This window comes from Paenibacillus solani, assembly GCF_050475945.1.
Taxonomy (GTDB): Bacteria; Bacillota; Bacilli; order Paenibacillales; family Paenibacillaceae; genus Paenibacillus_AQ; species Paenibacillus_AQ solani_A.
Map to the genome: position 1 here is coordinate 585726 of NZ_JBCMXJ010000015.1, position 13236 is coordinate 598961.

General features: G+C 47.8%; 10 protein-coding genes and 1 other annotated feature. Of the genes, 9 read left to right on the forward strand and 1 reads right to left on the reverse strand.

All coding sequences use genetic code 11. The annotated features are described in order from the left end of the window. The first annotated feature begins 168 nt into the window (after positions 1-168). From ABEQ74_RS17645 to ABEQ74_RS17665, 5 genes are all read left to right on the forward strand, one after another. Complete coding sequence (locus tag ABEQ74_RS17645) at positions 169-1494, forward strand: acyltransferase domain-containing protein (protein WP_430123418.1); 1326 nt, start codon at positions 169-171, stop codon at positions 1492-1494. A gap of 66 nt (positions 1495-1560) precedes the next feature. Further along, complete coding sequence (locus ABEQ74_RS17650; protein ID WP_430123419.1) at positions 1561-2820, forward strand: Gfo/Idh/MocA family protein; 1260 nt, start codon at positions 1561-1563, stop codon at positions 2818-2820. Between the two features lie 25 nt (positions 2821-2845). Next, positions 2846-3772 (forward strand): ABC transporter permease, encoded by a 927-nt coding sequence (locus ABEQ74_RS17655; protein WP_430123420.1) that lies wholly within the window; start codon positions 2846-2848, stop codon positions 3770-3772. After that, entirely contained in the window at positions 3772-4668 is an 897-nt protein-coding gene (locus ABEQ74_RS17660; protein WP_430123421.1) for a carbohydrate ABC transporter permease, read from the forward strand. Before ABEQ74_RS17655 ends, ABEQ74_RS17660 begins: the two co-directional genes overlap by 1 nt. 67 nt (positions 4669-4735) lie before the next feature. Next, entirely contained in the window at positions 4736-6205 is a 1470-nt protein-coding gene (locus ABEQ74_RS17665; RefSeq protein WP_430123422.1) for an ABC transporter substrate-binding protein, read from the forward strand. Positions 6206-6272: 67 nt separating this feature from the next. Here ABEQ74_RS17665 and ABEQ74_RS17670 read toward each other — a convergent pair whose 3' ends face one another. Beyond that, positions 6273-8000, reverse strand: coding sequence for a MutS-related protein (locus tag ABEQ74_RS17670; protein WP_430123423.1), 1728 nt, complete (start codon positions 7998-8000; stop codon positions 6273-6275). Positions 8001-8358: 358 nt separating this feature from the next. Here ABEQ74_RS17670 and ABEQ74_RS17675 point away from each other — a divergent pair, with 358 nt between their 5' ends. From ABEQ74_RS17675 to ABEQ74_RS17690, 4 genes are all read left to right on the forward strand, one after another. Continuing rightward, positions 8359-9390 (forward strand): ATP-binding cassette domain-containing protein, encoded by a 1032-nt coding sequence (locus ABEQ74_RS17675; RefSeq protein WP_430123424.1) that lies wholly within the window; start codon positions 8359-8361, stop codon positions 9388-9390. Continuing rightward, complete coding sequence (gene tetB(58), locus ABEQ74_RS17680; protein ID WP_430123426.1) at positions 9387-10202, forward strand: tetracycline efflux ABC transporter Tet(58) subunit B; 816 nt, start codon at positions 9387-9389, stop codon at positions 10200-10202. Before ABEQ74_RS17675 ends, tetB(58) begins: the two co-directional genes overlap by 4 nt. 115 nt (positions 10203-10317) lie before the next feature. Continuing rightward, positions 10318-10550: a binding site (T-box leader), on the forward strand. A 92-nt stretch (positions 10551-10642) separates the two neighbouring features. Continuing rightward, a complete protein-coding gene (gene tyrS / locus ABEQ74_RS17685) occupies positions 10643-11902 on the forward strand; it encodes a tyrosine--tRNA ligase (protein ID WP_054403451.1) in 1260 nt (419 codons plus the stop codon). 174 nt (positions 11903-12076) lie between these two features. Beyond that, entirely contained in the window at positions 12077-13162 is a 1086-nt protein-coding gene (locus ABEQ74_RS17690) for an NAD(P)H-dependent flavin oxidoreductase (protein WP_430123427.1), read from the forward strand. Positions 13163-13236: the final 74 nt, after the last annotated feature.

Below are 13236 nucleotides of genomic sequence, written 5' to 3' on the forward strand. Positions count from 1 at the left end.
GTTTATGTACATGAATTTTATAAAAAATTCAAAATTGTTATTGCACGATTAAGGCAGAATGATATAACATGAAGTCACTAAACATAAAGAGTTTGTTACGTTAAATTTACGTAACAAATGATGTAACGAATTAGATTTTCTACTAGTCAAATGGGGGTATAGTGCGAAATGGCGAGTCTGATGAATTTTAAAGAATGTACTGCAATCTGCAACTTCGATTACCTGCCTGAAGGTTTGGAAGCAAAGTTCAACCGGTATACGCCGGATAACAATTCCCAGCTCATCCCGCGAGCATTCCTTTTGGAGCTCTTCGAGTCCTATCAAGTCCCAGAGAATCTCCAGCAGCGACTTGTCGCCGGCATTGAGGAGATCGAACAGGATGATGTGTTGTTTCACTTCACCAAGTTTTTGGTGGAAGACCTTTGCTCCGTGCGCGATCGCTGCGACGAGACGCCGTATTCGAACATGACGCCAGGGTGCATGAAACAGCACGGAGATCTCTATTCCTTTCTGCTGCTGGTTGCCTGTGTTGTTCCTTCCATGAATAAGCTTGAGCGGCGTAACGTGCCCAAAGCGTACTATGAGCAGATCCCCCATCAGCCGCTAAAGCTTCAATTGGAAAAATTGGCGCTCCATGGAGATCCCAAGGTTCATGATTTTCCATGGGTGATGAATTTTTATACCTGCTCCATCTTTCTATTGGACCGATTTTATTTCATCCCTTACCAGTTCGGGGATCCGTTTACGATGTTCCGCCAGATGAACACAAGAGAGGTAGCCGCCCTCCGGCATGCTGGGGAAGAGTTTCGCAGCGATGGGCAGCGCAATGGGATTAACGATGTGCTTGACCTACAAGGAAGCTTCACTTCCAAATGGGATGAGAACGATACCTTCATCATTGCCAACCGGATCAATCCGTTGGGCTTCGTCGAAAGAGAAACGACGCCGATCTTCAAGAACGAATGGGAGCGGGTACTGGAATCAGGGGATACACTTCTGGCTCTTCACATTCCATCCGGCCCCGGATATACACCGGATCGTGTGAAGAATTCAATGATGATGGCGCTTGAATTTTACGACCGATATTTTCCGGAGTTATCGATCAAAGGCTTCTGGAGCTCTAGCTGGCTATACGATACAAGGCTATCACTCATCTTGGACAACGAGAAAAGCAACATCGTCCGTGTTCAACAACAGTTTTACAATTATCCAACATTGGATGGGGACGGCATGCTGCGTTATGAAGTCTTTGGCGATTGGAAGGCCGATCCCGTCGGCAGTCCCGGCGAACTGACAACTTCGCTGCAACGGGCGGCGGCTGAATATATGCGTACGGGTGCGCGGTTTAATACGTTAAGCATGGTGGTGCTGAGGGAAGATGTCCCACAGATCGGCAACATGCCTTACATAACCGACGCAGATAAGGAGCAATTCCTCCGAACCGTAGACAGTCACTTATCCAACCTGTCCGGTAGAGCGCAGCAGGATATATAAGATGAGGCAGGCGCGATTGCAGATATTGAATTTTTGACAAAATACGAGTCGCTGGAGGTTATTGATTTGAAACTAGCATTAGTTGGAGCAGGACAACGAGGCATGATCTATGCGAGGCAGGCTCATCAAAGTGATGAAATCTTCGCGGTGGTCGAGCCAGATGATGAGAGAAGAAAGGCGGCAGCAGACGAATTCCAGATTCCGCCGGACCGACAATTCACATCGGTAGATGAATTTTATTGTTTAGGGAACATTTGCGATGCCATTATCATTTCTTCAATGGATCGGGATCACTATGAGCAGACGATGGCAGCACTTGAGCTTGGCTATGATATTTTGCTCGAAAAGCCCATCTCCCCAAGTCCCGAAGAATGTATGAGAATCCAGGAAAAGGCCGATGAAAAAGGCTGTAAAGTGATTGTTTGCCATGTCCTAAGGTACACGAATTTCTTTATGGAGATGAAGAAGATCATCGATAGTGGGGAGCTCGGCAAGGTTGTCACGATTCAGCATAACGAGAATATCGGCAATTTCCATATGGCCCATTCCTTTGTCAGGGGCAATTGGCGGAGAAGTGATCTTGCCAGTCCGATTATCATGCAGAAGTCCTGTCATGACATGGATATTTTATCCTGGTTGGTGGACAGTGGCGCCAAGCGAATCTCTTCCTACGGCAGCCTTGCATATTTCAAAGAGGAGAATGCGCCGGCCGGCAGCGCCGAGCGATGCCTGGACTGCAAGGTCGCCGCAGATTGCCGGTTTGATGCAAGAAAAGCCTACCTGCCTATCAGAGGGCAATGGCCAGCTGCGGCCGTGTCGGCAGATCAGACAGAAGAAGGATTGCTGAAGGAGCTCGAAACGAGTCCATACGGACGATGCGTTTATCGGGTGGACAATGATGTGTGTGATCATCAGGTAACCTTGATCGAGTTCAAGAACGGGGTAACGGCTACGTTTAACCTAAGTGGATTTACCAATAAAATGTATCGAACCATCAAAATTATGTGCGAGCATGGAGAAATTCGAGGCGATGATACCTTGAATGTCATTGAAGTCACTCGATTTAACTCCAATATGGCTGAATCCCAGCAGCACACCGTCATTCGGCCGGCTGCGATGGATGGTGGGCATAACGGCGGCGATACGGGGCTGATGATCGACTTTTTGGCGAATTTGAAGACCCCTGACTTCAGCAGCAGATCCTCAATTGAGATGTCGGTCGAGAGTCACATCATGGCCTACGCAGCAGAAGAGGCAAGAATGACCGGTACCGTGATCGATCTCGATGAGCTTAAAGCGAAGCTGCAGCAGAGCATTACAGCCTAATCGATTGTATAAAGGTGGTGAGGGTATGAGCTCCGTCGTTAAGGGGTTTCTCCATGAAATCAAGAAAAACCGAATTCTGTATCTCATGTGCGTGCCTGCGCTGATCGTGCTAATCATGTTCGCGTACATCCCTTTTGCGGGAGTATGGATGGCATTTACCGATTTCAATGTGGTGGATGGAATCTTCGGCAGCAAGTTCGTGGGGCTGGACAATTTCAAATATTTTTTCTCGGCAAACAGCATGGGGTGGAAGGTAATCTACAACACGCTGTACATCAACTTCTTCGGTCTCATCTTAGGGGTCATCGTCCCGGTCAGCATTGCTGTCCTGCTTCATGAAATCCGGCATAAAACTTACAAAAAAATCGCCCAAAGCATGATGTTCTTTCCATACTTTCTGTCTTGGGTCGTCGTCGGGGCGATTCTGTACGGCATTTTTTCCACGGACGTGGGTGTTGCCAACAACATCCTGGAGTTCTTTGGAGCCGATCCGATCAGATGGTACTCGGAGCCGAAGTATTGGAAGTGGATCATCATCCTATCGAGCGTCTGGAAATGGAGTGGGTACAATTCCATAATCTATTTGGCGGCGATGTCCAATTTCGACGGAAGCTTGTACGAAGCGGCTAAAGTCGATGGAGCCAGCAAATTGCAGCGTATTTTTTATCTAACCGTGCCGATGTTGAAACCGACAATCATCGTTTTGACCCTGCTCAGCGTGGGAAGGATCTTCTATGGTGACTTCGGTATGATTTACGGCATTGTCGGCAACAACCCGGTTCTGGCTGATGAGGTAACAGTCATCGATACATATGTGTACCAGTCGATGCGGACGCTGGGCTTCTCATACTCGACGGCCATCGGACTGTTCCAGTCCTTGATGGGATTGATCCTGATCACGGTCGCCAACAAATCGGCCAAGAAAATAAATGATGGGGAGGGTCTGTTTTAATGTTGGGAAAGACTCGATTGCTCAGCGACAAGCTGGTTATCGCCTTTGCTTACGGTTTCGTCGGCTTATTCGCTCTCATTTGTCTATATCCTCTTGTTTTAACCTTAAGCGTATCCTTTTCATCAGAGCAGGCCGTCGCAAGAAGCGGCTATTCGATCCTCCCCTTGAGCCCCACTTGGGATACGTATAAATACATTTTCGTTAATAGCGGTATGAAAATACTAAAATCTTACGGCGTGACGATCTTCATTACGGTTGTAGGTACGACGGGCGCCTTGCTTATCACAAGTTTGATAGCGTTTTCATTATCGATCAAAAAGCTGAAATACCGTAACGTGCTGGCCTTTATCAGCAATTTTACGATTATTTTCTCGGCCGGTCTGATTCCATGGTACATGGTCAGCGTTAATTTCTACGGCTTGAAGGACAGCATTCTGGCCCTGATCCTGCCGTCCATCTTCAGCGTATGGAATATGTTTCTCATGCGCACGTACTTTTCCAACATCTCGATCGCGCTGTATGAGGCTGCCGAGATGGATGGCGCCAATTATTTTACGATCTACTGGAGAGTCGCTCTTCCATTAAGCAAGACCGCGCTCCTTACGGTCGGATTAATGTATGCGCTTCAATATTGGAATGATTGGTGGCATGCGCTGATCTTCATTCAGGAGCAGGATTTATTTCCGCTGCAATATTACCTATACAATATTTTGTCCAACGTTAATGCAATCAGCTCTGGACGTATTCCATCCGGAGCCGCGGGCAGCATTACATTGCCTGCGGAGACCGTGAAGATGGCCGTCACGGTCATAACGATCGGACCGATCATATTCCTCTACCCCTTTGTGCAAAAATACTTTGTTCACGGGATTATGGCCGGTGCAGTCAAGGAATAGGCTGTGCACGGTTACTGCCGAATCAGGCTTTATATAGATGAACCATTTTATTAGGGGAGGGTCTTATATGAAGGCAAGGAAAATGATGCTGATCAGTTTGGTTCTACTGCTCGCTTCGCTGTCGGTTTTGGCAGGGTGTGGCGGAAGCAAAGAGGGGAAAGAAGAAGCTAAGCTTGAAACCGTGAAGATTTTGTACCCTGGAGATCGAAGCGATCGTATGAACGAATTTCTCAAAAACGAATTCGCAGAGAAGATGGCAACCGATCTTGGGTTGAAGGTGGAGGTCGTATTCGTGCCGTGGGCCCAGTATTGGGAGCAGAAAGACATCATGCTGGCCGCGAATGAGTCGATCGATCTCTATTGGGACGGGCTTCCGGATCTTTCAACGATCGTGAACAAGAAACAAGCGATGCCGCTGGATGATTTGATCCAGCAGCACGGTCAGGATATGCTGAAAGTGCTGCCGATGGAGCAGCTTCAAGGGGCAACAATTGATGGGAAGATTTACGGCATTCCATCGGCGTATGCGCCATCCTCCGCGATGTTTCAGTTAGTCGCCGTCCGCCAAGATATCCTGGAGGCCGTCGGAATGACGGAAGTAAAGACTACGGACGATTTGAAAGAATTCGCTATGAGGGCAAAAGAGAAGTTTCCTGAGATGAAAGGGCCAGCCGATATTATATTTAAGCCGCTGACACGTTATTTTGCAGATGAGCAATATAACTGGATCGCTGTTGAGGATCTGGTCGTATTCGGAGAAGACAGCAAAAAAGCATACAGCTATTATGAAACCGAGGCTTTTCAGGAAGTCGCCAAATTTAACCGCAGCATGTATGATGGGGGATTATATACGGAGGATCTGACGATTAAATATAACGAAAGAGACTCTCGCATGCAGACAGGGTTATACCTATGGGTGGAAGGATCCTTGGGTAAAGAAATGGAAATTATCGATGCCGTCAAAGCGAATGCCCCGGATGCCGAAATTAAAACGTATCTGTTGGCCGAGGAGAAGCCTCGTTATATTACAGCGGCAGGTGGTGAGGTTCTGGGCATTCCGGTAAATGCACCAAATCCGGAAGGTGCCATGAAGTTTATCAACTGGATATACAAGTCGCAGGAAAATTACCTATTCGCCCTGTATGGCGTTGAAGGCAAGGATTACGAGATCGTGGACGGAAGAATCAAAAAGCTGTCTTCCAGCGAATTTTTCTATGAGTGGATGTTCCGGAATCAAAATTACCAATTGTTCGGTCCGGAAGTGGCCCAAGAGTCTATCGATCAGTATAAAAGCTGGGATAACAATGCGGTTAGATCCAACTCATTAGGATTCCGCTTCAATAACGAGAATGTCAAGCTCATCGAGACAGCCTTGAAGGAAGTGGCAGGTAAGGATATGGCCGCGATCCGTTCCGGTTTCGTGGATTTCGAAACAGAATATCCGAAGGCTGTCCAGAAGCTAAAGGCAGCAGGCATTGATGATTATGTAGCCGAGATACAGAAGCAGCTGGATGAGTTTTTGGCGAATCAGAAATAAGAGACAAGAAAGGAAAAGCTCTTGGATCCCAAGGGCTTTTTCCTGTTTCCTATCACCAGATTGCAGGTTATTTGGAGGGAATTGTAACAAGATTTCGTTCATGAATGGTTTGGGTGAGCTGCTTCAAACTTATGCCGTACTGCCGGGCGATGTCTCTTGCGAAGCTTTGACCTTGCGGCTTTCCGGGAGTTACTTTATATGAGCGATTGGACTCGGTTAAATGATGATCTATTCCTTCTTTAATCCCTGCTACCATGCTGATGAGCTTGCTTTCACCGGCTTGCTGGGTATTAATTTCATTTACGCTTTCAGCTAGTTCATGCAGATGTGTAGCGATGACAGCACGAAGACCTAACAATTTAAGGGCACAAACAATATCTTTCATTAAATAGAGACTTTCCCCTGGACTGGTTGAAGAGAATGATTCATTAAGTAAGATCAAACTGTTTGGTGTTGCGTTCTGAAAAATTTCACCTATTTTTTTGGATTCCACGCCTAGCCGCCCCGTCTCCATGCTGGAGTTTTCCTCTACATTAAAATAAGGATAAAGTCCATCCACAGGACTCATTTCGGCTTCAACACAAGGAACATATAACCCAGCCTGCATTAGAACCTGTGTCAAGCCGATAGCTTGGGCATATGTCGTTTTTCCTCCAGAGTTAGGACCTGTTAGAATAAATATGCGTCCCTGATCGTCAAAGGTAACATCATTGGTTACGATATGGTCCCCCAATTTGCCATCCTCATATCGAGTTGACAGTCTAAGCGCGAGATTAAGATTATAATTTCCTTTCAAGTGGGTCTTGCGTTCCTCAGATGGAAGCAGAGTAGGTCTGCACATTGGCATACCCCAATCTCGTAATTTATTGATAAATCTAACAGCCCCAACATAAAAGGCTATATCCGTCTCTAGCGAAAGAATCCAGTTGAAATGCAGATAAGCATATCTTTCAACCATCGGCTGAATCGGCTTCAACACATGTTTAAGTACCTTTTTCAGATCACGAAATAATATTCTTCGAAGTTCAGTCTCTTCTGGCGACATGTCATAAGTGGAGGTATCATTTTTAGAAATATGTACGGTTTGCATATGCTCAGGGTTTTTGTACAACTCGGATATGCCTTGGTACTCCTTACCGCTTGCAAAAAGTTTGCCGAGAAGTGAATTTCCGGAAAATTTCTTATCGTTAATAGAGATAAGTGTTGCTTCAACAGGGTTTAATTGAGCATCAAAGTTAATACCGATTGTTACGCTCGAAATTGAGTCTAGCCCTTTTTGTAGTATAGGAAGCTGTTCGGATAAGTTTTTAAAGTCGAAATCTTCGGAAATTTGAATAATACGATCTTTCAGACGAATAAGTCCTGCAGATTTTAAGTGGGCGTCGGTGAAGGCTTTAAGTAATTGTTGAACAAAGTCGACATATATACTTAGCTCCTTGATTCTCGATACAGTTTGCAGCATATCAACACTTACGCTGGAATTCTTTCCAGAAACAAACCGCATATCAGCAATGATAGATAAACTCTCTTCTAGACATAGCAACAAGTCAGAGTTATTTAACAAGTCTTCTACAATATCTAACCTGTACTTTATTGTTTCAGGATCATAGTTTAGTTGCCTAAATATATTTCGAATATCGTTAAAGTGTTTGCGGTTATTGTCTATCATATGAATGATTGCGTTAAGTTCGAGCTCGTTGAAGTCCTGCTCAGTTAATCTTACTCCTTTCATTTCTATACCATGAGGAAAAATAAGATTTATATTTTCGTTGGTGAGGAGGGGCACTTGCATCATTCTCCTTTTATATAGATGTTGTAGTAGATGATATTAAAATGGCACCGGCAACAACTCCACTTAGCAAAACGGTTACAATTTTTGGACTCCAGGTACGGCATATTCCTTTCTTTTGTGAAGTTTTCGACACGGTGGGTCATGTTAATATTTACAACGTAATATACTGCTGAGTAGTTATATTATTTTTCTTACTGATTGCTTCCGGGTCAGCTTTTTTTGATCGTGGTACATCTTCAAATCCCTGGCCTGATTGAAGGAGGTTAATTAATTGAGCCCGCTCTTCTCCCGGTTTACATTCCGTTTAAATAGGGGTGTTACGATCCTTACATCATCCATTAGCGAATAGGAGGAAATCATAATGGAGCATATATACAGAAAGCAAATGGAGTATAGCCCTGGAGAATTGGCAGTTGAGGCTTACGGGCTAGTCAAAACATTCGGCGACAACCGTGCCGTGGATGGCGTGAATTTGAACGTGCGCGCCGGCACCATCTATGGCGTGCTGGGTCCGAATGGGGCAGGCAAGACAACCACCATCCGGATGCTGGCGACCTTGCTTAAGCCGGATGCGGGTTCGGCCCGAATCTTCGGGCACGACGTGCAGGCGGAATCGCAGATCGTCCGTCAGTTGATCGGGGTAACTGGCCAGTACGCCTCGGTGGACGAATCGCTTAGCGCTATGGAGAATCTGATCATCTTCTCCCGATTGCTTGGTCTGGGTCGTTCGGAGGCACGGCGTAAGGCGGTTGAGCTGCTTGAGGAATTCGGTTTGTCGGAAGCCGCCAAACGACCGCTCAAAAATTTCTCCGGCGGTATGCGTCGCAGATTGGATCTGGCAGCAAGCCTCATTGCCCAGCCGCCTCTCATCTTCCTGGATGAACCGACGACGGGGCTAGACCCACGCACGCGTTCACAAATGTGGGATACGATCCGCCGGTTGGTGAATACCGGTTCAACGGTACTGCTGACCACGCAGTATCTCGAAGAGGCGGATCAATTGGCGGACCGGATCGCCGTTATCGATGACGGCCGGGTCGTGGCCGAGGGAACAGCGGATGAACTGAAGATGTCGGTGGGCACATCTTCGCTGCATTTGACTATCCAGAATTCACAGGCCATGGATAGCGCCCGTCATATCGTTGAACAAGTGCTGAAGGTCCATGCAAATGTATCGCCGGAAGCCGGAAAGATTACGGCACCGATGGCCGATGCGGACCTCGTTACTGACCTGTTAATCGAGCTGCGTTCGGCAGGAATCGGCTTGTCCGAGGTGAGCGTGCAAAAACCGACCCTGGATGAAGTATTCCTGACGATCACCGGCCATGGCGTGAAAGAAGACACACCCCAAGCGTCTTATGAATCCATTAAGACGGAGGTGGCAGGGGTATGAGCAGCACTATGATGAAGCCGACGAAGAAACATCAACTCAAAAACCGCACGAGCTTACGTCAGACGATACGGAATTCGCTGACGATGGCCTACCGGGGGCTGCTAAAAATCCGCCGCACGCCCGAGCAGTTGTTTGACGTTACGTTTCAACCCATTATTTTTACGCTGATGTTCACCTACATTTTTGGCGGTGCCATCTCCGGTGACGTTGCGAGTTATTTGCCAGTTATTATACCCGGAATCCTCGTCCAGACCGTGATTACGACCTCGGTCGTCACGGGTGTACAACTGCGAGAGGATATGGATAAAGGCGTGTTCGACCGATTCAAGTCATTGCCAATTGCGCGCATCGCACCGCTGGCTGGTGCCCTGCTGGCCGACACCGTCCGATATACGATTGCAACCGTGCTTACCTTCTCGATGGGATATATTATGGGCTACCGACCGGGTGGCGGTTTAGGTTACGTTGCACTTGCCGGGCTAATCGTCATAGTATGCTCATGGGCGATCAGCTGGATATTTGCGTTCTTCGGCGTGATTGCAAGATCCGCCTCCAGCGTTCAGGGAATATCGATGATCGTGCTATTTCCACTCACGTTTCTTTCTAATGCCTTTGTTCCTGTCGATACGATGCCGGGTTGGCTGCAGTGGTTCGTGAATATCAACCCGATTTCGCACCTGGTGACGGCCGTCCGGGATCTCATGAACTCCGGAAATGTGGGCTGGGATCTCATGATATCCTTGGCTGGCGCTGCGGTGATTGTGGCGATCTTTGCACCCGTTACGGTTCGCGCCTATATGCGCCGCACCTGATGTTTGGATGCACCACCTGATGTTTAATCCATGTGTCCGAACGAATCAAGGCATCCGTCCGACACATAGTTGACATCGATATATTAATTCACTATACTGTCTGTAATCTTATAAGCGACATACGTTGAAAGAGCCCAGTAGCAGCTTGGTCCCTGTTGCAGAAAGCCGGGGGTTGATGAAACCCGGTACACACCAAGACAGCGAATTACACTCTGGAGTATCTCGGGTAATGCCGAGCGGTAACGGCGAACGATATCTCGTCGAATGAGCGGCATGAATGACACGCAGCAAGCGCTGCAGATCATTTGTGCAATCTGGGTGGTAACACGGTTATTAATCGTCCCTATGTCTGTAACAGACAAGGGGCGATTTTTTGTTTTTTCAACGGCAATGGACGTTTCGTTATAAGGATACCAATGAACTGAAGGAGTGTTAACGCTGTGAATATTATCGATGAACTAGAATGGCGCGATGCGATTAACCAACAGACGGATGCCGAAGGTCTCCGGGAGCTTACGAATGAAAAATCAATCTCGCTGTATTGCGGCGTGGATCCAACGGGAGACAGCATGCATATCGGTCACTTGATTCCCTTCATCATGCTCAAGCGTTTCCAGCTTGCCGGTCATCGGCCTGTCATTCTGATTGGCGGCGCCACCGGCACGATCGGCGATCCAAGTGGTCGTCAAACGGAGCGTTCACTGCAGACGTTGGAGCAGGTCCAAGCTAACGTGGATGCATTGACGGGCCAAATGAAGAAGCTCTTCGTGACGGAGGGCGACAATCAAATCCGCATGGTTAACAACTACGACTGGACGCATAAAATTAACATTATCGAATTTCTGCGTGACTTTGGCAAGAACTTCAGCATTAACTCCATGCTGGCGAAGGATGTAGTGGCAAGTCGGCTTGATAGCGGTATTTCCTTCACGGAATTCTCTTACCAGATCCTGCAGTCGGTAGACTACCTGCATCTGTACCAGAATGAAGATGTGCAGCTTCAAATCGGAGGCTCGGATCAATGGGGGAACATTACAAGTGGTCTGGACTTGATTCGGAAGAAGGAAGGACCTGAGGCCAAAGCATTCGGCCTGACCATCCCGCTCATGCTGAAAGCAGACGGCACGAAATTTGGCAAAACGGCTGGCGGCGCGATCTGGCTTGATCCGAACAAAACAACTCCATTTGAGTTCTACCAGTTCTGGGCCAACACAGACGACCGCGATGTTGTGAAATACTTGAAATACTTCACCTTCTTGACCAAAGAGCAAATTGATGAATTGGCCGAGAAAGTGCAGACCGAGCCGCATAAACGCGAAGCGCAAAAAATGCTGGCTGAAGAGATGACGAGATTTGTTCATGGTGAGGAGATGCTGGAGCAGGCCAAGCGTATTACGGCGGCTCTGTTCAGCGGGGATATTAAGTCGCTCACGGCAGATGAAATCGAACAAGGCTTCAAAGAGATGCCAACATTCGAAGCGACACCTGAGACAAAGAATATCGTGGACTGGCTTGTGGATCTGGGCATCGAGCCATCCAAGCGGCAAGCTCGTGAGGATATCACAAAGGGCGCGATCTCAATGAATGGCGAACGCGTTAGCGACGTGGGCCATGAAGTGACAGCCGACCAGGCGATCGGCGGCCGTTTTATCATCATCCGCAAAGGCAAGAAAAACTACAGCTTGGTGAAAATGTCCTAGAACACGCTGCTTAACTTAATTACTGAGGTTTTCAGTAAGGGAGGCAGCCCTGCTCTAATGCTGTAATGAGCCGCTAAACACTTTTTTTAAGTGCTTGGCGGCTTTTTTTATAATCGAAGTTCAAGGGACTTGCTAGACTTATAATTATATTTATAAAGGAGAGTGAGAGTGAACATGGATATTCAACTCCAGACCGATGTTTGTCATCTGTTCGGCATTCGCTATCCGCTCATTCTGGCAGGGATGGCCGGAGGGCCGACGACAGTTGAGCTTGTCGCTGCCGTATCCGATGCAGGCGGACTTGGTACATTAGGGGCGGCTTATATGGAGCCGGAAGCGATCCGTCACAGCATCAGGGAAATTCGAAAGCGGACGGATAAGCCTTTTGCCGTCAACCTCTTCGCATCCCGGTCCACGGATTGCTGTGATCGAATCGAAGAAGTTCAGCGACAGTTAAATGGAATGAGGAACGATCTTGGTATCTCCCACTCGGATGCACAAGAAGTAACCACCCCGGATTGGTTTGAGGAGCAATTTGCAGTTCTCCTTGAAGAACAGGTGCCTGTCATCAGTACGGCATTCGGGATTCTGCCCGAACCTCTTATGCAGCAGGCCAAAGCGTTCAAGCTTCGTGTTGTCGGAATGGTAACAACAGTGCGGGAAGCGATCTTGGCAGAACAAGCAGGCTGTGACGCCATCGTGGCTCAAGGCAGTGAAGCAGGAGGGCATCGAGGAACGTTTGATATCACCGAGCATCCGCTGGGTGCCCAAATTGGGTTGTTCGCCTTGGTACCGCAAATTGTGGATCGCGTTAACATACCCGTTATTGCTGCCGGAGGTGTGATGGATGGACGAGGAATTGTAGCCTCTCTGGTTCTTGGAGCACAAGGTGTGCAGATGGGGACGAGATTCCTGACGGCGGTGGAATCCGGTGCGCATGAGGCTTATAAGCAAGCGCTCCTGCAGAGTACGGAAGAGAGCACAGTCATCACCAAAGCGTTTTCGGGGCGGCCGGCAAGAGGGATCAGCAATTCATTCATCGGGCGCTGGAACGAGAGTGGCGTAGAGCCGCTGCCTTTTCCTACACAAAATACGGTGACACGTGACATCCGAAACGCTGCAGCCCGACAGGGCAATCCGGAGTATATGTCCTTGTGGGCAGGACAAGGCACCAGAGGGCTCACTTCGGGACAGCATGCTGCAGAGATTGTAGAGGAGACGATCCGGGAAGCGCTTTTGATATGCCCCTATAAGAGGTAATTCAGCGATTTGAAATGATGAGATGATATGTAATATCCGGCAAGAGATCTTCAGGAATTCATCAATTATAATCA